Source organism: Mesorhizobium sp. WSM4840 (assembly GCF_055811755.1).
This window is the reverse complement of the sequence record NZ_JBVVQD010000018.1, coordinates 107,830-127,517: the sequence shown is the minus strand read 5'-3', so window position 1 is coordinate 127,517 and position 19,688 is coordinate 107,830. Positions and strand designations below refer to the sequence as shown.

General features: G+C 63.0%; 21 protein-coding genes and 1 pseudogene. 9 read left to right on the top strand and 13 right to left on the bottom strand.

The window, feature by feature from the left end; all coding sequences use genetic code 11:
* Positions 1-20 precede the first annotated feature (20 nt).
* A complete protein-coding gene (locus AC0L3I_RS23260) occupies positions 21-2,039 on the bottom strand; it encodes a PhoX family protein (protein WP_473528335.1) in 2,019 nt (672 codons plus the stop codon).
* Between the two features lie 205 nt (positions 2,040-2,244).
* On the opposite strand from AC0L3I_RS23260, the gene AC0L3I_RS23255 reads away from it, so the two are divergent.
* The 3 genes and pseudogenes from AC0L3I_RS23255 to AC0L3I_RS23245 all read left to right on the top strand — a co-directional run.
* Positions 2,245-2,583, top strand: a complete 339-nt coding sequence (locus tag AC0L3I_RS23255) for a hypothetical protein (protein WP_473485690.1) — start codon at positions 2,245-2,247, stop codon at positions 2,581-2,583.
* Between the two features lie 117 nt (positions 2,584-2,700).
* Positions 2,701-3,402: a phosphatase PAP2 family protein gene (locus AC0L3I_RS23250; protein ID WP_473485691.1), complete on the top strand. Its 702-nt coding sequence runs from the start codon at positions 2,701-2,703 to the stop codon at positions 3,400-3,402.
* A 314-nt stretch (positions 3,403-3,716) separates the two neighbouring features.
* Positions 3,717-3,860 (top strand): annotated as a pseudogene (locus AC0L3I_RS23245) (helix-turn-helix domain-containing protein); the annotation flags it as partial.
* Between the two features lie 161 nt (positions 3,861-4,021).
* Here AC0L3I_RS23245 and AC0L3I_RS23240 read toward each other — a convergent pair.
* Together AC0L3I_RS23240 and AC0L3I_RS23235 are read right to left on the bottom strand one after the other, a co-directional pair.
* On the bottom strand, positions 4,022-4,969 hold the full coding sequence (locus AC0L3I_RS23240) for a CHAD domain-containing protein (protein WP_473528334.1): 948 nt from the start codon (positions 4,967-4,969) through the stop codon (positions 4,022-4,024).
* Positions 4,966-5,439: a CYTH domain-containing protein gene (locus tag AC0L3I_RS23235; protein ID WP_123146019.1), complete on the bottom strand. Its 474-nt coding sequence runs from the start codon at positions 5,437-5,439 to the stop codon at positions 4,966-4,968. The genes AC0L3I_RS23240 and AC0L3I_RS23235 overlap by 4 nt, the downstream gene beginning before the upstream one ends.
* 89 nt (positions 5,440-5,528) lie before the next feature.
* Here AC0L3I_RS23235 and AC0L3I_RS23230 point away from each other — a divergent pair, with 89 nt between their 5' ends.
* Genes AC0L3I_RS23230 through AC0L3I_RS23215 form a run of 4 tightly spaced genes read left to right on the top strand, consistent with a single transcriptional unit; the run spans position 5,529 to position 9,224 of the window.
* Entirely contained in the window at positions 5,529-6,212 is a 684-nt protein-coding gene (locus tag AC0L3I_RS23230; RefSeq protein WP_473528333.1) for a CerR family C-terminal domain-containing protein, read from the top strand.
* Positions 6,209-7,162 carry an HlyD family secretion protein gene (locus tag AC0L3I_RS23225; RefSeq protein ID WP_473528332.1) on the top strand — a complete coding sequence of 318 codons (954 nt, stop codon included), beginning with the start codon at positions 6,209-6,211 and terminating at the stop codon, positions 7,160-7,162. Before AC0L3I_RS23230 ends, AC0L3I_RS23225 begins: the two co-directional genes overlap by 4 nt.
* Positions 7,159-8,079, top strand: coding sequence for an ABC transporter ATP-binding protein (locus tag AC0L3I_RS23220; RefSeq protein WP_473485697.1), 921 nt, complete (start codon positions 7,159-7,161; stop codon positions 8,077-8,079). The genes AC0L3I_RS23225 and AC0L3I_RS23220 overlap by 4 nt, the downstream gene beginning before the upstream one ends.
* Before the next feature lie 8 nt (positions 8,080-8,087).
* Positions 8,088-9,224, top strand: coding sequence for an ABC transporter permease (locus AC0L3I_RS23215; protein ID WP_473528340.1), 1,137 nt, complete (start codon positions 8,088-8,090; stop codon positions 9,222-9,224).
* A 113-nt stretch (positions 9,225-9,337) separates the two neighbouring features.
* Here the strand turns inward: AC0L3I_RS23215 and AC0L3I_RS23210 are convergent, their stop codons facing one another.
* The 5 genes from AC0L3I_RS23210 to AC0L3I_RS23190 all read right to left on the bottom strand — a co-directional run bounded on the left by AC0L3I_RS23210 (position 9,338) and on the right by AC0L3I_RS23190 (position 13,372).
* Positions 9,338-10,573 (bottom strand): NAD(P)/FAD-dependent oxidoreductase, encoded by a 1,236-nt coding sequence (locus AC0L3I_RS23210; protein ID WP_473528331.1) that lies wholly within the window; start codon positions 10,571-10,573, stop codon positions 9,338-9,340.
* Positions 10,533-11,006, bottom strand: coding sequence for a Crp/Fnr family transcriptional regulator (locus AC0L3I_RS23205; protein WP_473528330.1), 474 nt, complete (start codon positions 11,004-11,006; stop codon positions 10,533-10,535). Before AC0L3I_RS23205 ends, AC0L3I_RS23210 begins: the two co-directional genes overlap by 41 nt.
* Positions 11,007-11,138: 132 nt before the next feature.
* Complete coding sequence (locus tag AC0L3I_RS23200; protein WP_473528329.1) at positions 11,139-11,801, bottom strand: glutathione S-transferase family protein; 663 nt, start codon at positions 11,799-11,801, stop codon at positions 11,139-11,141.
* Positions 11,802-11,842: 41 nt separating this feature from the next.
* Positions 11,843-12,820: a threonine/serine dehydratase gene (locus AC0L3I_RS23195; protein ID WP_473528328.1), complete on the bottom strand. Its 978-nt coding sequence runs from the start codon at positions 12,818-12,820 to the stop codon at positions 11,843-11,845.
* Positions 12,821-13,048: 228 nt separating this feature from the next.
* Entirely contained in the window at positions 13,049-13,372 is a 324-nt protein-coding gene (locus AC0L3I_RS23190; protein WP_123146013.1) for a hypothetical protein, read from the bottom strand.
* A gap of 178 nt (positions 13,373-13,550) precedes the next feature.
* On the opposite strand from AC0L3I_RS23190, the gene mbfA reads away from it, so the two are divergent.
* Positions 13,551-14,534, top strand: coding sequence for an iron exporter MbfA (gene mbfA / locus AC0L3I_RS23185; RefSeq protein ID WP_473485701.1), 984 nt, complete (start codon positions 13,551-13,553; stop codon positions 14,532-14,534).
* A gap of 6 nt (positions 14,535-14,540) precedes the next feature.
* On the opposite strand, the gene AC0L3I_RS23180 is transcribed toward mbfA, so the two are convergent.
* From AC0L3I_RS23180 to AC0L3I_RS23170, 3 genes are all read right to left on the bottom strand, one after another.
* On the bottom strand, positions 14,541-14,885 hold the full coding sequence (locus AC0L3I_RS23180) for an antibiotic biosynthesis monooxygenase family protein (protein ID WP_473485702.1): 345 nt from the start codon (positions 14,883-14,885) through the stop codon (positions 14,541-14,543).
* Entirely contained in the window at positions 14,882-15,214 is a 333-nt protein-coding gene (locus AC0L3I_RS23175; RefSeq protein ID WP_473485703.1) for an NIPSNAP family protein, read from the bottom strand. Before AC0L3I_RS23175 ends, AC0L3I_RS23180 begins: the two co-directional genes overlap by 4 nt.
* 96 nt (positions 15,215-15,310) lie before the next feature.
* Complete coding sequence (locus AC0L3I_RS23170; protein WP_473485704.1) at positions 15,311-15,529, bottom strand: DUF1127 domain-containing protein; 219 nt, start codon at positions 15,527-15,529, stop codon at positions 15,311-15,313.
* A gap of 68 nt (positions 15,530-15,597) precedes the next feature.
* Between AC0L3I_RS23170 and AC0L3I_RS23165 the strand changes: the two genes are divergently transcribed.
* Complete coding sequence (locus tag AC0L3I_RS23165; protein ID WP_473528327.1) at positions 15,598-16,272, top strand: ArsR/SmtB family transcription factor; 675 nt, start codon at positions 15,598-15,600, stop codon at positions 16,270-16,272.
* A gap of 8 nt (positions 16,273-16,280) precedes the next feature.
* Here the strand turns inward: AC0L3I_RS23165 and ligD are convergent, their stop codons facing one another.
* Positions 16,281-18,845, bottom strand: a complete 2,565-nt coding sequence (gene ligD / locus AC0L3I_RS23160) for a DNA ligase D (protein WP_473528326.1) — start codon at positions 18,843-18,845, stop codon at positions 16,281-16,283.
* A gap of 163 nt (positions 18,846-19,008) precedes the next feature.
* Complete coding sequence (locus AC0L3I_RS23155; RefSeq protein ID WP_473485707.1) at positions 19,009-19,515, bottom strand: YciE/YciF ferroxidase family protein; 507 nt, start codon at positions 19,513-19,515, stop codon at positions 19,009-19,011.
* Positions 19,516-19,688 lie beyond the last annotated feature (173 nt).

The window sequence follows — 19,688 nt, the reverse complement described above, 5'->3', positions numbered from 1 at the left end:
TGCTAGCACCTTGCGGCGATTCAGACCGCGATCTTGCCGCCGCCCTGCTTGGTGATGGCGACGACCGATGGCCGCACCGGCATGTCAGGCTTGAAGTCGGGCCAGCGGGTCGACAGGTCCTCATAGTAAGAGGGACGGCCAAAAGGCTCCCAGTCTTCGCCGCCATCGGCCGGATGCTGAACCGCGACGAAGGCGGTCTGGTCGTCGGGCGTGAATAGCGGACCGCACATTTCGGCGCCGATCGGCACGCGGAAGAACAGCTTCGAGGTCGCTCGCGCCTCGCCTTCGGTGTCGACCGCCCACAGGCCATCGGTGCGGCCGGTCGCCTTCGGGCCCTGTCCATCGGTCGAGACCCAGAGCCGGCCGGCCGAATCGATGGCGCAATTGTCCGGCATGCCGAACCAGCCATTGGCGGTGGTTGCGGTCGAGAAGGTGGCGCCGACTTCGGCCACCGAGGGATCGCCGCATTTCAGCAGCACTTCCCACTTGCCCTTGGCAGCAGTGAAATCGCCACCGTCCTCGACGATCTCGATGATGTGGCCGAAGGCGTTTTCGGCGCGCGGGTTGGCGGCATCGACCTGATCCGTCTTGCGCTTCGAATTGTTGGTCAGCATGACGTAGACTTTGCCGGTCGTCGGATTGGGCTGGATATCCTCGGGGCGATCCATCTTGGTGGCGCCGAGCAGGTCGGCGGCGCGGCGCGTCTCGATCAGCACGTCGGCCTGGCTGGCAAAGCCGTTCTCCGCCGTCAGCGGGCCCTGGCCGAAGACGATGGGCAGCCATTCGATCGACCGGTCCTCGGCGAATTTGGCGACGTAGAGCGAGCCGTCGTCGAGAAGATCCATGTTGGCGGCGCGGTCCTCGGCGTTGAACTTGCCGGCGGTGACGAATTTGTAGACATAGTCGAAGCGCTCGTCGTCGCCGAGATAAAAGACGACACGGCCATCCTTGGCGACGATTGATTCAGCGCCCTCATGCTTGAAGCGGCCCATCGCAGTGCGCTTCCTCGGCACCGAGGTCGGGTCGTTGACGTCGACCTCAACGATCCAGCCGAAGCGGTTGGGCTCGTTCGGCTCCTTGCCGATGTCGAAGCGGTCATAATGCGCCGCCCATTCATAGGCGCCTTCGGGAATGCCCAAGCGCTTGTAGTTGGCGGCTTCCGCGTGACCGGCCGGCAGTTCGCCCGAGAAATAGCCGTGGATGTTTTCCTCGGCCATGACGTAGGTGCCCCAGGGCGTGACACCGCCGGCACAATTGTTGACGGTGCCGAAGACCTTCGTGCCGGTCGGATCGGCACTGGTCTTGACGCGGTCATGTCCGGCGACCGGGCCGGACAGTGCCATCTCGGTGTTGGAGGTGATGCGGCGATTGAGCTTGCCGTCGCGCACCACCTGCCATTTGCCCGACTCCTTGCGGATCTCGACGATGGTGCCGCCGTGTGCTGCCATCTCGACATCGACCTGTTCCTTGCTCAAGGGCGCTATTTCGAGCGCTTTTTTGCCGTCCTTCTCGCCGACTTTCACGATGCCCGGGAACATCAGATGCGGATTGGTGTATTCGTGGTTGACCACCAGCAGGCCATGCTCGGCCGAGCCGTCGATCGGGATATAGCCGACATAGTCGTTGTTGTAGCCAAACTGTCTTTCCTGGGCCTGCGCCGACTGTTTTGTCGGATCGAAGTCCGGCGAATCGGCGAACAGCGGATCGCCCCAACGCAGCAGCACGTCGGCGTCGTAGCCGGCGGCGACATGATGCTTGTCGTCGACGCCGGCCTCGACCTCGTTGAAGCTGAAGGCCGAGCCGCCGGCGGCGCGGGCATCGTCGGCGAGGATCAGCGCGAGCGGGCTGACGGTGACGGCGATGGCGGTTGCCGCGAGCGATCCCTGCAGGAAACCACGGCGCGAAAAACGCGCGGCGATGATCTCGCCCATCGTCTGGTTGTCAGTGGGATTGGCTCCTGGCCCATCGTTTTCCTCAAGCAGACTGGTGCGGAAATGGGCATTTGGGGAAAGATGTCCGGTCGAGCGATGTTCAGTCATGGGGGCTTGCCTCTGGCTTCTTTGGGATGGCTGGAGCGTGTTGCTTGACTGACCGCCTATCGCCAGCAGATCACAGTTTGATGACGTTGCCGGCCAATTCCAGCCCCGATTTCATGTCCATGATCAGCTCCGCTTGACCGCGACCCGAGCTTCGGAAACAACATCTGCGGCAGGCGCGGAAGATCGCATCGAGAGGGACAAAAAAGTGAGTTTCTGGGGACTGGGGCAGCTTGGCATTTCGACGGTGATCTTCCTGCTGGCGGCGACGGCGGCCAAGCAATGGGGAATGGCGCCGAGCCTCGGCAAGATCGTTTTGACTCTGGCGCTCTATTCGGCGGGCAATCTTATCATGCTGAGGCTGATCCGTGAATTCGGCATGTCGGTGTCGTTCAGCCTGTCGGCGGTGATCCAGCTGGTATCGGTGAACGTGGTGGCACTGGTGTTCTTCGGCGAGCGCGTCGATGCCTTGCAGGCGACCGGCATCGCGCTCGCCGTCGCAGCGGTGGCGCTGATCACGCTCGGGCCCTATCTGCAAAAACTGTAACCGCGCATGACCCCGAAAATCGGAATCGATTTCGCTGGGGATCATGCGCCAGTCAAAATGCTACAGCGTACTTTGCGCGTCTAAAAGGACGCTCGGCGCTGTAGGACGATCGGGCCGATGAAGAATACCGCAAGCAAGCTGCTCAACTGGATCGAATTCCCGGTCCTGCTGGCCGGACTGGTCATCGCCGGCGGACTGTGGGGATTCGAGGAGCTGATGGAGGTGGCGCGAGACACCACGCCGCACGCCTTCGACACGGAAATCCTGCTCGCCTTTCGTGAAGCGGGCCAGCCCGACAATCCGATCGGACCGCCATGGCTGGAAGGGGCGATGCGCGACATCACCAGCCTCGGCAGCGCCATCGTGCTCGGGCTGATCACGGCGGCGGTGATTGTCTATCTGCTGCTGATCCACAGGCCGGGACCAGCATTTCTCGTCTTCGTAGCGGTTGCGGGCGGACAGGTCCTGTCAAGCACGCTGAAACTCGGAATCGACCGGCCGCGCCCCGATCTGGTCTCGCATCTCGCCGACGTGGCGTCGCTTTCGTTTCCGAGCGGCCATGCGATGCTGTCGGCGGTGACATATTTGACGCTGGGCAGCATGGCGTCGCGCTTCCTGCCTGGGCGAACGACGAAGATTTACGTGCTGTCGCTGGCGGTGCTGACGGCACTGCTGGTCGGTATCAGCCGCGTCTATCTCGGCGTCCACTGGCCGTCCGACGTGCTGGCTGGCTGGTGCGCCGGCTTCGCCTGGGCGATGCTGTGCTGGCTGGCCGCATGGGCGTTACAGCGCTGGCGCGGGCAGACCGACGGCGCCTGAACCGGCTGGTCAGAACGACGCTGCGTCGGTCAGCGTGCGGTCAAATCAGCGTGTTGGCGAGCTCATGCCCGCAACCTGCCAGCTGGAAAACCGTCGACACTAAGAACGTCGACCACATCAAAAGCCCTGAAAACTCTCAACTGTTAATCCCTTTGAATTTCGATTGCTGAAAATTGAAGACCGCCGTGGCTATTTCCGCCAGACGACGCGTAACGCGCGAGCTCTGCAGGACACAAGCGGTTTTGGTGCGCGCACATGCCTGACATGTGCATTATGATGGTTGAACCATCATAATAATGGTATTCTACATGGGGATGCAGTCTCAGACGGGGGTTCTTAGCCGATGGATCACTGCCGCGCAGATGCGCGCCGCAAGGGCGCTGGCCGGCATCGATCAGAAGACGCTCGCCGAGCGCGCCGGGGTTTCGCTTCCAACCATTCAGCGCATGGAAGCGACGGCGACCGCCGACAGTCCTGCCGATGATCCCGCCGCCTCCTTGGCTTTATGCGTGCCCTAAACCGCTGTGCGCGGCGCAACTGGAAAAAGCCCCCGGGAGAGGTCAAAACCTCCTCCTCATTTGTCAACGATCTCGGGACGGATTCCGACGCAAGCACCGCGTCAGCCGGCGGCGCCGGGCGCGCTGGCGTCTTCGTGCGGCGCGGCGGCCAGGTCGGCGCGCGCCTTGCGCGCGAGCTTTTTTGTCGAGCGCCTGGGCCTATCGCCGAACAGATCGCCTGCCGCCGCGAGACAGGTCTTTTTCAGGCTTTTCTCCGAGCGCTTCAACAGCTTGCTCAGGAGTCGCGTTTCCTGAGGAGAGCCGAGCGGCCGCTCGCCGGCATCGAGAAGGTTGCGCAGGACGAATACATCATGCAGTTCGCCCAGCTTTTCGCCGAGTTCGTCGACCGCCTTGCGCCGGGCCTTGATCGGCGTCGGCCACAGCCTTCCAAGCAGCGACAGATGCATGCCGTGAGTCTTCGCCGCCTTGCGCAGATCGTGGAAATCGTCGGCATCACCGCGGGAGCCTGCCTTGTCCAGCGCCTTTCTGGCGCGACGCAGACTGATGCGGGCGCCTTCGGCAAGCACATCGGCGGCCTGTTCGGGCTGGTCGGGCAAGGCCAGCGTATCGATCCGGCTGATACCCTCCTCGCAAGCGGCAATCGCGGCAGCTATCGCGGCGCCGAGGCCGGCTCCACTATGCAATTCGTGCTGGCGCGCGACGAGCGTGTCGCGAACGGCATCGAGACCGCCGCCGGCGCTTTGCTCGGGAAAGTTTTTTGCCAGCCGGTCGATGGTTTCAACCAGCGCGGTTGCCTCGCGCGGACCGGCAAGCAGGGCAGCCACCTGTCGGTAACACTGATTCTCGGTCCCGCAAAATGTTTCGTCTCCGGAACGGACCAGGCGCAACAAGGCGCGCGCGTTCTTCAGCCGCTTGCGGCATTTGTGCAGCGCCTGCTCCGGCCTGTCATGCGCCGCGTCCAGATGGACGAGCGCCTTGCCGATCTCCTCGGCGAGGATGCGCCTGACCTCGCCGGTTAACGGCAGGCGCGGATCGATGCGATAGCTCATGCGGCGATCTCCGGAACCCCCTCGATGGCGAGCGACGCGTTGTAGAACCTCTGCTCGCCGGTGACTTCGCGGCCGAGCCAATCTGGCAGCATTTCGTCCTGCACGTCCTCGGGCGTCTCAAGCTCGGCGACCACCAGACCGCTAAGCGTCCCGCCGAAGACATCGATTTCATAGAGATGGCCGCGATGCCTAACATGGTGGCGTGTCTTCTCGATGACACGTCCGATGGCGAAGGCCAGCATCTCTTCCGCCTCCGCCAGAGGGATCGGATACTCGAATTCGTCACGTTCGCGGGCCTTGCTGCCGAATTTGAGCGTCAGCTTTGCCGAGGCGCCATCGCTGATGCGCACGCGGACCGAGCGGTCGGGTGCGGCGGCGAGATAGAACTGGCGAATGCGGATGTCCGCCTCGACCAGATCCCGCCACTGCGCGCCGGAGACCAGGAACTTGCGCTCGATTTCCTTGACCATGGCTTCGCACTAAAGCGCGTGCGGCTGGAGATGGCAAGATGGAGATAGGCGGGGTTGACTTTAATCATTCGATTGATTAAATACTTGATATGAGCAAGCCGACAAACGCCAAAATTCCGCGTCGCGAGGTATCGCCCGCCGACATGACGCGCGCAGCACTTGTCCAGGCAGCGCTGACGCTGTTCGGACGGCAGGGTTTCGACGGCACCTCGACGCGCGAGATCGCGGCTGAGGCCAAGGCCAATATCGGCTCGATCGCCTATCATTTCGGCGGCAAGGAAGGACTTCGCGCGGCAGCGGCCGACTATATCGTCGACACCATCCAGGCCATTGCCGGCCAGGCGATCGGCGATCTGCAGGCGCCAAACGACCCTGAAGCGGCGCGGGCACAACTCTTCACCGCATTGGAGCGGATGGTGGCCTTCATCGTGGCCAGGCCGGAGGCCGGTGAAATCGTGCAGTTCGTCCTGCGCGAACTTTCGCATCCTACGGCGGCACTCGACCGCATCTATGACGGCGTGTTCGAGCCGACGCATCGTAGGCTCTGCCTGATCTGGGAGCAGGCAACTGGCGAGCCGGCCGAAAGCGAGGCTACCCGACTCACCGTGTTCACGCTGATCGGCCAGGTCGTCTATTTTCGCATCGGCCGCGAAGCGGTGATGCGCCGCATGGGCTGGCGAGGGATCGGCGATGCCGAGGCCACCAAGATTGCGGCGGCGGTGACGGATAATCTTGGGGCGATATTGGCCGCCCGGAAGGATCGTAGGTCATGAGTTTCCTCTGCTCTTTGCCGCTCGCCGCCCTGCTTTTCAGTGCCTGCGCACCGGCGCCGCCGCTCGCCGTCGGCTATGTCGAAGGCGACTATGTGCTGCTCGCGCCGATCGAGGTGGCGCAGGTAGAGACGATTTCGGTAAGGCGCGGCGACAGCGTCGCGCCGGGTACGCCTGTGGTGACGCTGGAAAGCGCCGACGCAAAAATAGCCGTCGCACAGGCCGAGGCGGCTCTTGCCCAGGCCCAGGCGCAACTTGCCGACCTGCAGGTCGGCAAACGGCCGGAAGAGATTGAGGTGCTCAAGGCGCAGGTTGACATGGCCAAGGCGCAGGCCGCCGACGCCAAACGCAGATACACCCGCGCCAGTGATCTGTTCAAACGCGGCACCGGCACCCAGGCCGATTTTGACACCGCCTCGGCGACGCTGGAGACAGCCAACGCGCAGCTCGGCCAGGCGGAAGCCAATCTCGCTGTCGGCGGCCTGCCGGCACGGCCCGAGACGATCAAGGCCGCCGACAATAAGGTCAGGCAGGCGCAATCGGCGCTGGAGCAAGCGCGCTGGCGGCTGTCGAAGCGTGTGCTTGCGGCGCCGTCGCCGGGCCGTGTCAACGACGTGATCCGCAATCCGGGCGATACCGCCGGTCCGACCGCGCCTGTCATTTCGATGCTGCCGGACGGCGCCGTGAAGCTCAGCGTCTATGTTCCGGAAAACGCGTTCTCGTCGATAAAGGTCGGAACGCTGCTTAACGTCCATTGCGACGGCTGCGGGCCTGACGTGAAGGCGCGCGTCAGCTACGTGTCGCCGGACCCGGAATTCACGCCGCCGGTGATCTACTCGCTCGAGACCCGGCAGAAGCTGGTCTATCTGGTCGAGGCGCGGCCGGAGGGCGATGCCGGCGCGCTGCAACCGGGGCAGATCGTCGATGTCGATCTGGCGGATATCGGCAAATGAACGCCATCGATGTCCATGGCCTGGTCAAGCGTTTTGGTGACAAGACCGTCGTCGACCATGTGACGATGACGGTGGCCGAGGGCGAGATCGTCGGCTTCCTCGGCCCGAACGGCTCGGGCAAGACGACGACCATCCGCATCATGTGCGGCCTGCTGACGCCGGACGAGGGCGAAGGCACGGTGCTCGGCTTCGACATCCGCACCGACAGTCTGAGGATCAAGCGCGAAGTCGGCTACATGACGCAGAAATTCTCGTTCTATGAGGATCTGACCATAGCCGAGAATCTCGAATTCGTGGCGCGGCTTTATGGGTTGAAGCCGCTTAACGAGCATGTCGGCAGGACGCTGGAGGATCTTGGCCTCACCTCGCGCAAGGACCAGCTGGCCGGTACGCTGTCCGGTGGCTGGAAGCAGCGGCTGGCACTGGCCGCCTGCATCATGCATCAGCCGAAATTGCTGCTGCTCGACGAGCCGACGGCGGGGGTCGATCCGAAAGCCAGGCGTGAATTCTGGGACGAGATCCATCGCCTGGCCAGCGGCGGGCTGACCGTGCTGGTCTCCACCCACTACATGGACGAGGCCGAGCGCTGCCACCGCATCGGCTACATCTCGTACGGCAAGATGCTGGCCACCGGCACGGTCGACGAGGTGGTCAGGAATGCCGGGCTGACGACCTTTGTGGTGCAAGGCCCGCAGCTTGACCAGGTTGCTGCCGCACTCAGCGGCCGCCCCGGCGTCGACCAGGTGGCGCCGTTCGGCGCGACGCTGCATGTCGTCGGCTCCGACAAGAAAGCGCTTCAGGCAGCACTCGCCGACGTCGAGAAGGAGCACAGGGGCGTGACGGTGACGCCGGGCGAGACCAGCCTGGAGGATGTGTTCATCCAGTTCATGTCCGGTTCGAAGGACAATATGGGATGAGAAACCGGATAGACAGCGTCTTTTCCTTCGCCAGGCTCGGCGCGCTGCTGATCAAGGAGTTCATCCAGATGCGGCGCGACCGCATCACCTTCGCCATGATGCTGGGCGTGCCGCTGATGCAGCTGGTGCTGTTCGGCTATGCCATCAACAACGATCCGAAGAGCCTGCCGGCAGCCCTGGTGGCGATGAGCAGCGATCCTTACACGCGGGCCATGGTTTCGGCGCTGCAAACCACCGGCTATTACAGGTTCGACCGTGTCGTGCAAAGTGCCGCCGAGGCGGAATTCCTGATGGCGCGCGGCGATGTCGCCTTCGTTGTCACCATCCCCGCGGATTTTGCCCGGCGGGTCGAGCGCGGCGACCAGCCGCAGATCCTGATCGAGGCTGACGCGACAGACCCAGCCGTCGCCAGCGGCGCCATCTCGACGCTCGGCACTGTCGCCAACCAGGCGCTGCTCCGGGCACGCGGCATGCAGGAGACGGCCGCCGAAGCTGCCCGGGGCCAGCTCGAAGTGGTGGTGCACCGGCGCTACAATCCGGAAGGCATCTCGCAATACAACATCGTGCCCGGCCTGCTCGGCGTCATCCTGCAGATGACGATGGTAATGATGACCTCGATCGCGCTAACGCGCGAGACCGAGCGCGGCACGATGGAAAACCTTCTGGCGATGCCGTCCAGTCCACTCGAGATCATGCTGGGCAAGGTGCTGCCCTATCTGGTGGTCGGCGCGGTACAAGTGGTGGTGGTGCTCGCGGCGGCGAAACTGCTGTTTGCCATTCCGTTCACCGGGTCGATGCCGCTGCTGCTGACGGCGGTCCTGATCTTCGTGCTGGCGCTGGTGCTGCTCGGCTATACCATTTCGACGATGGCGCGCACGCAGATGCAGGCGCTGCAGCTCACCTTCTTCTTCTTCCTGCCGTCGATCATGCTGTCCGGTTTCATGTTCCCCTATCGCGGCATGCCAGGCTGGGCCCAGACTTTCGGCGAAATCCTGCCGTTGACGCATTTCCTGCGCATCATCCGCGCGGTGATGCTGAAGGGTGCCGAACTGCCGGCGGTCGCGACGGAAATCGGCTGGCTCGTCATGTTCGTAGCGCTGTTTGCCGGCGTCGCACTGGTGCGGTTCCGCCGAACGCTGGACTAGGATCAAAACTCAGTCAGGCCGGCTGCCGTCAATAGCCGACGCGTGGGACCATGCCGTTTGAAGTGGTCGGCGGAGCCGAGCACGCAACATGAGCGGACGTTGCCGGCCCCTGTCTAGCTTCGGCTGCGGTGGGCCTTTCCTTCATTCGCCAGATACTGGTGAACGAACGCGATCGCCATGCTGCCCTCTCCGACCGCTGACGCAACCCGCTTGACAGGACTCAAGCGTACGTCGCCGCAGGCAAAGACGCCGGGCGCACTGGTTTCGAGCAGATAGGGGTCGCGGTCGTGCGACCAGCCGCCGGCCTTCTTCACATCGTCCCCGGTTAGCACGTATCCGCGGGCATCGCGCACGACGTCGGCCGGCAACCACTCGGTCTCTGCGTTGGCGCCAATGAAAACGAAGAGCCCGCCGCAATCGTGCCGGCTCACCTCATTGCCGGCCTTGTCGAGAGTGTCGATCGCCGTCAGGTGAGTCTCGCCGTGCACAGCCTGGACTTCGGACCGAAGCTGGACTTTTACGTTCGATTTCGCCCTGAGCTGCTCGATAAGGTAGTGAGACATGCTGTCTGCAAGCGCCGGGCCGCGCACGAGCAGTGTCACGCTGCGCGCATGGCCCGAAAAATGCAGCGCTGCCTGGCCGGCCGAGTTGCCGGCGCCGATCAGGAAGACGTCCAGTCCATGTGTGGTGCTTGCCTCGCTCCGCGCGGCTCCATAATAGACGCCCTTGCCAATAAGGCGGTCGAACCCGTCGATGGCGAGACGACGCCATGTCACGCCTGTCGCAAGAATGAGGCTGCGCGCCCGCACGGCATCGGTACCGTCGAGAAACAGCTGGTGCGTCGCCGGATCGATGCCGGCGACGGAGCGGGTGACCAGGATTTCGGCGCCCAGCCGCCTCGCCTGCTGCAGCGCGCGGCTGGCCAGTTCGTCGCCGGAGATTCCGCTGGGAAAGCCGAGATAGTTTTCGATCCGCGACGATGTCCCCGCCTGTCCGCCGGGCGCCTCGCGCTCGACGACGATGGTGCGCAGTCCCTCGGATGCGCCGTAGACCGCCGCGGCAAGGCCGGCCGGCCCGCCGCCAATGATCGCGACATCGTATTCGGCGCCGCGCGGGCGCGTCTGCAGCCCGAGGCGCATGGCAAGATCGCGCACGGCGGGACTTTCCATGATCTCTCCGTCCGCCAGCCGGGCAACGGGACCATCGAGAGCCGGCTTGCCCATGGCAGACCAGAAAGCCTCGGCATCTGAGGTGTCGGGCAACAGCCAGGTGAATGAGATCTGGTTGCGGGCCAGAAACCGGCGCAGATCACCGCACGCCGTGTCCCAGCGATGGCCGACCAATGTCACGCGCGGCTTCTGCGGCTCGGCAGTGACGCTCTGCAGCCCGCCCATCCGCTCGCGGGCAAGCGCTGACCTTCTGGGCGACGTCCTTTGAAACCGCGGCGATGGAGTAGTACTGCTGAACCTCGATCCGCATCACGCGGGACGGCTCAGTGGCGCGGTACCCGCCCGGGAAACCCGAGCCCAGGGCAATCGGCACCTCACCGAATATCGTTCCCGGCAGCCGCCAGCCGAGCGTCCGCTCGACGCCGTCGAAGGTTTTTACGACTTCGATCCTGCCGGCGAGAACCGCAAACAGCGCTGCCTCTCCGCCCTCGTGAACTGCGAACTCTCCAGGGCTGAGATGGAGGTCGGCCGCTGTCCGCGCCAGCCGCTCCAGTTCGGCCGGCGGCAAACCCGAAAACAACGGGATTGCTCGCACTTCATCAACTGTCAGCATGGTCCCTCGCGGGAGCCAGTTAGCGTTGTTTTCCCGTTTTGATCAACAGAAAAAGGGGGGACTCTCGCCATGGCGGATAGGTCGTGAAACACCGCGCTTTGATAGCGCATCGGGTTGTGCCGATAGGCATGATCATTCGGATCGAAGTTCATGCGGGCTTCCCGGGACCGGCGGCAATTCAGGCGCTTCCAGTCCTTGGAAAGGATCGCGCCAGGCGTCGATTTCTTCAAGCTGACGATACCAGCGGCTGACAGAAGGATAATCATCGAGCGGCAATCTGGCGACATCGTTGAAGGGCAGAAACGTCGCCATTCGAAAGTCGGCATAGGAAACCGAATTTTCAACCAGCCATTCTCGCTCGGAAAGCTCGGCCTCAAGTGTTGCAGCGGCCGTGCGGAAGTCTCTCAACCCCTCCTCAACCCGGCCCTGATCGATCGGGCCGAGCCCATACCGCTGTTTGGTCCCGCGTTCGAAATGCACGACGTCGCAAGCTCTTGCGAAGTTCTCTTTCCCCCAACTGAGCCATCGGATCATCTCGGGTTCGTCATCGCCGGTGCGCCAGAGATCCGAATGCGCGTCGCGTGACAGCCGGCAGGCTATGGCATCGGTCTCCCAGAGGCTTTTTCCCGAGCCTACAAGTATGGGCAATGAAAGATTTGGATTCAGTGGGCGAAATCGCTCAGCCTGCCCCGGAGCGAAGGGGGAGGCGAATTTAAACTCGACCTTTGCGTCGAGATAACGTGCCACCGCGACCGCGAGGCGAGGATTGGGATTGCGGCTGAAGAACAGTTTCATTCCATGTCAGCCTTTTTGAATGGTGCTGGTTCGGTCGCCACCTAAGCCGCCGCCATGATCTCAGCGTAGGTGCCGAAATCGACATTGCCGCCGGACAGCACCACGGCAATGCATTTGCCTGATAGCTCGATCTCGCCTGATGACAGTGCGGCCAGCCCGACGCTGCCGCCGGGCTCGACCACCAGCTTGAGATGGGCCATGGCGTCACGCATAGCCTGTGCCGCGGCCTTGTCGGAGACGGCAATGCCGCCGGCGAGATTCCTGCGGTTGATCTCGAAGGTGATCGCGCCCGGCTCGGCGGTGAGGAGCGCGTCGCAGATCGAAGTGTGGCCGGGTTCGATCGAAACCCGGGCACCTCTGGCCAGTGAACGACAGGTGTCGTCGAAATGTTCGGGTTCCACCGCCCAGACGGCCGTGCCCGGCGAGGCATCCTTGACCGCAATCGAGATGCCGCTGCTCAAGCCGCCGCCGCCGCAGGGAATGACGACCGCGTCGAGGCTCACGCCGAGCGCTTTCGCTTGCGCCATCAGTTCGAGGCCGATCGTGCCCTGGCCGGCGATGATGGCCGGATCGTCGAAAGGTGGGACCAGGACCATGCCGCGTTCGACGTACGGGCGAACCACCGTCATGCGGTCATCGCGAAAACGGTCGAACGGCACCACTTCCGCGCCCATTTTCCTGACATTGCCGACCTTCATCGCCGGCGCATCGGTGGGCATGGCGATGACCGCATTGACGCCAAACATCTCCGCCGAGGCGGCGACGCCTTGCGCGTGATTGCCCGACGAGAAGGCTACGACGCCACGGCTGCGCTCCTCATCGCCCAGCGACGACAGCTTGTTGTAGGCGCCGCGGAACTTGAACGAGCCGGTACGCTGCAGCGTCTCCGGCTTGAACAGGATCCTGGCGCCGAAGCGCTTGTTCAGCTCAGGCGATTCGATCAGCGGCGTTTCGACGATCAGGCCGGACAATCGCGCTGCTGCGGCGCGGATGTCGGCGATGCCGGGAAGGGTGGTCATGGCGAGGTCCTGCAGAAGTGAGATCGCCCATGGTGCACGGAAAACCAGGCCGCGCACCACTGGAAAAATGTGACCGTTACAATTCGTGGATTGCGAAAAGAGCGTGGTGCCTTCATCAGCGCCCCGACGTTTGGCCGAAGCCTCCCTAACTTCGTTATCCTAGGGCTCCGCTTCGCGTTCGCTCCGCCCTAGGGTGACGAAGTCAGGAGATCTTCGCCCGGCCGCTTCTTACCCCAAAAGCGTCCTTTTCCGTTTGGCGCCGCCCATCTTGCGCCAGGTGTTGAAGCGATGGGTGGCGGCGGCGAAGGAGATCTTCATCTGCTGGGCAACCGAATAGCGCGACTTGCCCTCGTCGAACATGCGGTAGCAACACTCGACGCCCTCCTCGGTCAGCTTGCCGTCGGGGGCCTTGTTGTGCGGGTTGGCCGGATCGAATTTTTCGACCTGCTGCTCGACCAGGCCTTTGAGGCGCTGCAAATCGGCCTCGATACCGGCGATCAGGTCGAGAACGGGTTTCGGGTCGAATGCATGCGTGGACTGTTTTGCCGGCATCTACGGATTCCTTTTTCTTGGCTTAGGTTCAGCTATATAGGTGAACATTCGCCAATAATTAAGGGGCAGAGAAGGATTCCCGGAGCTCCTAATTTTGGACGTTCGGCAGACGGGCGCGATTGACCAATGGCGCGCCAAACCCTAGTTTAGAATTATTCTAAACTATGGTGAATTTCTCATGCTTTCCCGTGTTTTCGGTTTTGGCCGCCGTCCGTTCGAATCGCTCTCGGAGCAAGAGATCCTGGCGCTCGCCATTTCTTCCGAGGAAGACGACGGGCGTATCTATCGTGCCTATGCCGACGGGCTGGCGGATAGCTTTCCGCATTCGGCCAAAGTGTTCGAGGAGATGGCCGAGGAGGAGGACGGCCATCGCGACTCGCTGATCGAACTTCACCGCGAGCGTTTCGGCGAGCGCATTCCGCTGATCCGGCGCGAGCATGTGAGGGGCTATTACGATCGCAAGCCCGACTGGCTGGTCAGGCCACTCGGCATCGAGCATGTACGCAGCCAAGCCGAGGCGATGGAGCGGCAGGCGTACCTGTTCTACGTCGAGGCGGCGAAACGCACCAGCGACGCCTCGACACGAAAGCTGCTCGACGATCTGGCGGTGGCCGAACAGGGCCACGAGACGCTGGCGCAGCGGCTGGAGCAAAAGCATGTGCCGGGCGCGGTGAAGAACGAGGAAGAAGCGGCCGAGCAACGCCAGTTCATCCTGACCTATGTGCAGCCGGGCCTGGCCGGGCTGATGGACGGATCGGTGTCGACGCTGGCGCCGATCTTCGCCGCCGCGTTTGCCACGCATGACACATTCCAGACCTTCTTGGTCGGGCTTGCCGCCTCGATCGGCGCCGGCATCTCGATGGGCTTCACCGAGGTGGCTTCCGACGACGGCAAGCTGTCGGGCCGCGGCTCGCCGGTAAAACGCGGCATCACCACGGGCGTCATGACCGCGCTGGGCGGTCTCGGTCACGCCTTGCCCTACCTAATTCCGTATTTCTGGACCGCGACAATTCTCGCGGTGGTGGTGGTGTTCTTCGAACTATGGGCGATCGCCTTTGTGCAGAACCGTTATATGCAGACGCCGTTCTGGCGCGCCGCCTTTCAGGTGGTGCTGGGCGGCGGATTGGTGTTCGCGGCGGGCGTGCTGATAGGGAATGCTTAGAAAGCCCTACCCATGCAGCGCCCGGCTGTCCTCAGGCGCCTCTGCACGTTCGGTCAGGCCATAGTCGCGCACGACGTGGGCGATACGCAGACGGTAGCCGGCAAAGATGCCGCCACGGCCGGCCTTCTGAGCCCGCCTATGTTCCCCCGTGTTGCGCCAGGCCTTCACCGCCTCCTCGTCTCGCCAGAACGACAGCGACAGGATGCGGTTCGGGTCGGTGAGGCTCTGAAAGCGCTCGATCGACAGAAAACCGTCTATGCCGTCGAGCAGCGGGCGCAGGTCGGCGGCGAGGCCGAGATATGCGTCGCGCTTGCCCGCTGCCGGCTCGACCTCGAAGATGACGGCGATCATAGTTTCACCAGAGAGGCATGCGGCCCGGAGGCGAGTTTCAGGAACATGCGATCTTCCTTGAGGATAAATTTTTCACGCCGGGCGAATTCATAATTCGCCTTGCCGGCCGGGTCGGCGGCGAGCCTGGCACGGTAGGCTTCGTAAGCGGCGAGGCTGTCGATGTTGTAGGCGGCGTAGGCGGTGGTGGCCGAGCCTTCATGCGGCGCAAAATAGCCGATCAGATCGGCGCCGCAGCGCGGGATCGCCTGGCCCCAGATGCGGGCATACTCCTCGAACGCCGCCTTGCCGAACGGGTCGATCTCGTAGCGGATAAAGCAGGTGATGGTCATCTTTTGTCTCCTTGCTGAGTATGGTTCGTTGCGGCGACAGTTCGAGCGGGGTCGAAATATTCCGTGGATCGATGTGCTAAGCAATTTCACCGGTAGTCATGCTTGCCAGAAGGATTTCGCGCATTCGCGGCGAACGTCTTCCGGCGTCAGGCCAAGATCGCGCAAAAGATGCTCGTCAATCTCGGCAAGGTCGAGGCGCTGCAGATGGCGATCATACCAAGCCAGGAGCCGCAATCGGCACAAGACGATGAACGGAAACGGCCGGCGGCCGAAGCGGCTGTCGGGCACGGCGTTGGGGGCGGCTCTTGCGGTCATCTTCGTCTCCTTGATCTGAGCAGAGAATAGTGGTTATCTGACAAGAATGCTTCGATGGCGGACGAACTATGCGTGAAGGACCTGACATAGCCCGCATCGCCAGCCTGATCGGCGATCCAGCGCGGGCAAACATGCTGACCGCGCTGATGGGTGGCACGGCGCTGACAGCGAGCGAACTGGCGCTCGAGGCCGGCGTGTCGCTGCCGACCGCCAGCTCGCATCTGTCGAAACTGATGGAGGGTGGGCTGCTGACGCTGGCAAGCCAGGGGCGGCATCGCTACTACGGCCTCGCCGGGCCGCAGGTGGCCGGCATGATCGAGGCGATTGCCGGCGTCGCCGCTGCGGTCGGGCCACAGCGGGTGCGGCCGGGCCCGCGCGACGCCGCCATGCGCGTGGCGCGGGTCTGCTACGACCACCTCGCCGGCGAGCAGGCCGTGGCGATGCTCGACCGTCTTGTCGCTAGACAAGTTCTCCTGCGCCACGACAAGGAAATCCGGCTCGGGCCGTCGGCCGCCTCGCATTTCGCCGCGATCGGCATCGACGTCGAGAGCAAGGCGCGACGACCGGTGTGCCGGGCCTGCCTCGACTGGAGCGTGCGGCGCTCACATCTGGCCGGCACGCTGGGTGCGGCCATTCTCGACAAGATTATCGCCGAGAAATGGGCGCGACGCGAGAAAGACAGCCGCGCTGTGATCTTTTCGCCGATGGGCAAGCAGGCGTTCGAGAAGGTGTTTCTCGGCTGAAAAACTGATCAGCCGCGCTTGAGCGGCTTGCCCTGCTTGAAAAAATCCGCCCAGGGATCGGCTTTCGCCAACTGCTTCAGCGTCGTCTTGTCGCCGATCGGAAAGGCGTTCGGCGCCAACCCGGCCTCGATCTCCGCCCAGGTCGCCGGCATTGAGACCGTAGCGCCTTTCTTGGCGCGCGACGAATAGGGTGCCACCGTGGTCGACCCGCGGCCATTGCGCAGATAGTCGACGAAGATCTTGCCGGTGCGCGCCTTCTTCGACAGCGTCGCTGTATACCGATCAGGGGCGGCCTGCTCGAGGGCGCGGGCGAAATCATGGGCGAAGTCCTTCGCCTCATCCCAATCCGCCGACGGTTTCAGCGGCACGACGACATGGTAGCCCTTGCCGCCCGACGTCTTGACGAAATTCGGCAATGACAGCGCATCGAGCCGGCCGTGAATTTCGAGCGCCGCCGCGCGCACCGCTTTCACGTCGACGCCTTCGTCGGGATCGAGATCGAAGATGATCTGGTCCGGCTTGTCCAGTTCATCGATGGTGCAGCCCCAGATATGGATCTCGACCACGCCGAGCTGGACCAAGGCAGCGACACCGTCGATGTCGCGGATGAACAGTATCTCCTCGCCGTCCGTCGGATCCTTCATCTTGGCGATCTTGTCATGCATGCCGGCCGAGGCATGTTTCTGGAAGAAGCGTTGGCCGCCGACGCCGTCCGGCGCCCGCACAAGGCTGAGCGGCCGATCGATGACGAATTGTTGCATGCGCGGCCAGACCAAAGCGTAGTGATCGAGCAGGCCCTGCTTCGATACCTTCTCCTGCGGCCACAGAAGCTTGTCCGGATGAGAAAGTTTTACGACGGTGTTTGCCGCCTCCGTGGATTTGACAGAGGTGGATTTCTCGCCCTTGCCCCCAGCAGGCTTTGCCTTGGTGTCGGCAGGCTTTGCCTTGGCGTCGGCCTTGCCAGCGGGTGCCTTCGGTTTTTCCTCCACGACTTCCTCCGCCGGCTTGTCCTCGCGCAATCCCTGGAACGAGGCGTGGCGTATTATACGGTCGGACGTCCAGGTACGGAACTCCACTTCGCCGACAAGTTTGGGCTTCACCCAAACCACTCTTTTGCCCAGCCCTTTGCCCCTCGGTACCGCCCTGTCGAAGGGCGAGGTTTTCGCCTTGAGCGCATCCAGCTTTTTCTTCAGGTCGTTGGTACTCTGCATCGAAAAGCCGGTGCCGACACGGCCGGCATAGTGCAGCTTGCCGCCCTCATGGTAGCCGACCAGCAAGGAGCGCAATCCACGCCCGGTCTTCTCCGACGGCAGGTAGCCGCCGATGACGAATTCCTGGCGCAGCGTGCATTTCGACTTCACCCAGGACAGACCGCGGCCGCTGCGATAGGGCGCGTCGGCGCGCTTGGAAACGATGCCTTCCAGCCCCATGCGGCAGGCGTGCTCCAGCATGACCTTGCCCGGTTCGGCAAAATGGTCGCTGAAGCGGACTGCCGAATTGTCTGGCTGTTTGCCAAGCAAGTCCTGCAAAGTCTGCTTGCGCTCGACCAGCGGCTCTGGGCGCAGGTCTTCGCCGTCGAGACGCATCAGGTCGAAGACGTAATAGAGAAAACGATCCGTGCGGCCGGCCGACAGGTCAGCCTGGAGCAGCGCGAAGGACGAGACGCCGCTGTCCGCCAGCACGACGATCTCGCCGTCGACGATGGCGTCGGTACATTTCAGACGCTTGAGTTCCGCAACAATCGCGCCGCCGATTTTGTCCGTCCAGTCGAGGCCGGTGCGGGTCAACAGCCGCACCTTTGTGCCGGCAAGCTGCGCCTGCATGCGATAGCCGTCGAATTTCACCTCATGCAGCCATTCCTTGCCGGGAGGGGCATCCCTCTGCAGTGTGGCGAGGCATGGTGCGATGAATTCGAGCTGCTTTGCCGCCTTGGCCTTCGCCTTGCTGGTGGGCCGTTTGTTCGAATGCCAGACCCTTGGCTTCTTGCCGTCGGCCGTCTTGCCTTCGCCGACCTCCTCGATCGTCAGGCCCGACTTCACCGACTTTGGCGCCTCCTGCAAAATGTCCTCGCCTGGGCGCGCGGCGGCATCGTCGGATTTGATCAGCAGCCAATTGTCGCGCGTTTTGCCGGGACGCGGCTTCAGCCGCACCAGATGCCAGAGACCGTTCAGCTTGTGGCCGTGCAACTCGAAGCTGATATGGCCCTTTTTCATCGCCTGGGCCGGATCGGTCTCCGGTTGCCATTTGCCTTCGTCCCAGACGATGACCGAGCCGCCGCCATATTCGCCCTTGGGAATGGTGCCCTCGAAGGACGCGTAGTCGATCGGGTGGTCCTCGACATGCACGGCGAACCGCTTTTCATGCGGATCGAGGCTCGGACCCCGTGTTATCGCCCAGCTCCACAGCACGCCGCCATGCTCTAGCCGAAGGTCGTAATGCAGCCGTGTCGCGGCGTGCTTGTGGACGACAAAGATGCCGCCAGCCTCACCTTTCCTGTTGCGAACGACCTTGCCGGCCGGCTCGGCGGTCTTCTTGAAATCGCGCTTGGCATGATACTGCTCAAGGCTGGCCATAACACGCGATCCTATAACGGTTTGGTGTGGCGCCGATTTGCTGTGACGGCTTCGGCTTGGCGACGCCGACACGAGGCCTTGAACGGATAGAAACAGTTTCAGTTCCGGCCCCGCGAAAAAGCGAGGCAAGCCGGGTTGCCCGGCATTGCCTGGATCGAGACTGCTATTCGGCGGCCTGAAGGTTGACCTTGGCTTCCGCAATCTCGGTAAGCTTGCGGTCGATCGCCTGCTCTTCCTTGATATTGTTGGCCAGGACATTGGCGCAGTCGGTGCGGCCAAGCTGCTTGGCCCAGGCGATCAACGTGCCGTAACGGGTTATTTCATAGTGCTCGACCGCCTGCGCGGATGCGATCAGGGCGGCGTCGAGAACGTCCTTGTCATCGATGTCGCCGCTGACTTCATCGGCTTCCTCGAGAATGCCGTCGATAGCCGGACAGTTGACCGTCTTGGCCTTCACGCCATGCAGTTCGAACACCTTCTCGACGCGCTCGATATGGCCCTTGGTCTGGCCGAGGTGCTTTTCAAGGCCGGCTTTCAGCTGCGGGTCGGTCGCCTTGTCGATCATCTTCGGCAGCGACTTCTCGATCTGTTTTTCGGCGTAATAGATATCGCGCAGCGTGTGGACGAAGAGGTCGTCCAGCGTCTTGATGTCTTTCGAAAAGAAACCCATGGCTTTTGCCTTTCCATTGTTCTTGCTGGTTTGGGGTTCCGGCGGCGGTTTCGCTCGGAAGCCGCAGCCTGCTGGGCCGGGTGGGTCCCGGCTCTGGGCGTCAACGTCCGGCGTTCGGACGGGTTCCTGACTTTCCCAAGCAAGCAAGGAAATTTCGCGGCGCTGGCCAAGGC

Coding starts and splice junctions, on each gene's coding strand:
- AC0L3I_RS23250 (WP_473485691.1), top strand. CDS start 2,701: ATGAAGAATACCGCAAGCAAGCTGCTCAACTGGATCGAATTCCCGGTC.
- AC0L3I_RS23200 (WP_473528329.1), bottom strand. CDS start 11,801: ATGAAACTGTTCTTCAGCCGCAATCCCAATCCTCGCCTCGCGGTCGCG.
- AC0L3I_RS23240 (WP_473528334.1), bottom strand. CDS start 4,969: ATGAGCTATCGCATCGATCCGCGCCTGCCGTTAACCGGCGAGGTCAGG.
- AC0L3I_RS23170 (WP_473485704.1), bottom strand. CDS start 15,529: ATGACCGCAAGAGCCGCCCCCAACGCCGTGCCCGACAGCCGCTTCGGC.
- AC0L3I_RS23190 (WP_123146013.1), bottom strand. CDS start 13,372: ATGCCGGCAAAACAGTCCACGCATGCATTCGACCCGAAACCCGTTCTC.
- mbfA (WP_473485701.1), top strand. CDS start 13,551: ATGCTTTCCCGTGTTTTCGGTTTTGGCCGCCGTCCGTTCGAATCGCTC.
- AC0L3I_RS23230 (WP_473528333.1), top strand. CDS start 5,529: ATGAGCAAGCCGACAAACGCCAAAATTCCGCGTCGCGAGGTATCGCCC.
- ligD (WP_473528326.1), bottom strand. CDS start 18,845: ATGGCCAGCCTTGAGCAGTATCATGCCAAGCGCGATTTCAAGAAGACC.
- AC0L3I_RS23175 (WP_473485703.1), bottom strand. CDS start 15,214: ATGACCATCACCTGCTTTATCCGCTACGAGATCGACCCGTTCGGCAAG.
- AC0L3I_RS23235 (WP_123146019.1), bottom strand. CDS start 5,439: ATGGTCAAGGAAATCGAGCGCAAGTTCCTGGTCTCCGGCGCGCAGTGG.
- AC0L3I_RS23155 (WP_473485707.1), bottom strand. CDS start 19,515: ATGGGTTTCTTTTCGAAAGACATCAAGACGCTGGACGACCTCTTCGTC.
- AC0L3I_RS23195 (WP_473528328.1), bottom strand. CDS start 12,820: ATGACCACCCTTCCCGGCATCGCCGACATCCGCGCCGCAGCAGCGCGA.
- AC0L3I_RS23260 (WP_473528335.1), bottom strand. CDS start 2,039: ATGACTGAACATCGCTCGACCGGACATCTTTCCCCAAATGCCCATTTC.
- AC0L3I_RS23225 (WP_473528332.1), top strand. CDS start 6,209: ATGAGTTTCCTCTGCTCTTTGCCGCTCGCCGCCCTGCTTTTCAGTGCC.
- AC0L3I_RS23165 (WP_473528327.1), top strand. CDS start 15,598: ATGCGTGAAGGACCTGACATAGCCCGCATCGCCAGCCTGATCGGCGAT.
- AC0L3I_RS23220 (WP_473485697.1), top strand. CDS start 7,159: ATGAACGCCATCGATGTCCATGGCCTGGTCAAGCGTTTTGGTGACAAG.
- AC0L3I_RS23205 (WP_473528330.1), bottom strand. CDS start 11,006: ATGCTGACAGTTGATGAAGTGCGAGCAATCCCGTTGTTTTCGGGTTTG.
- AC0L3I_RS23180 (WP_473485702.1), bottom strand. CDS start 14,885: ATGATCGCCGTCATCTTCGAGGTCGAGCCGGCAGCGGGCAAGCGCGAC.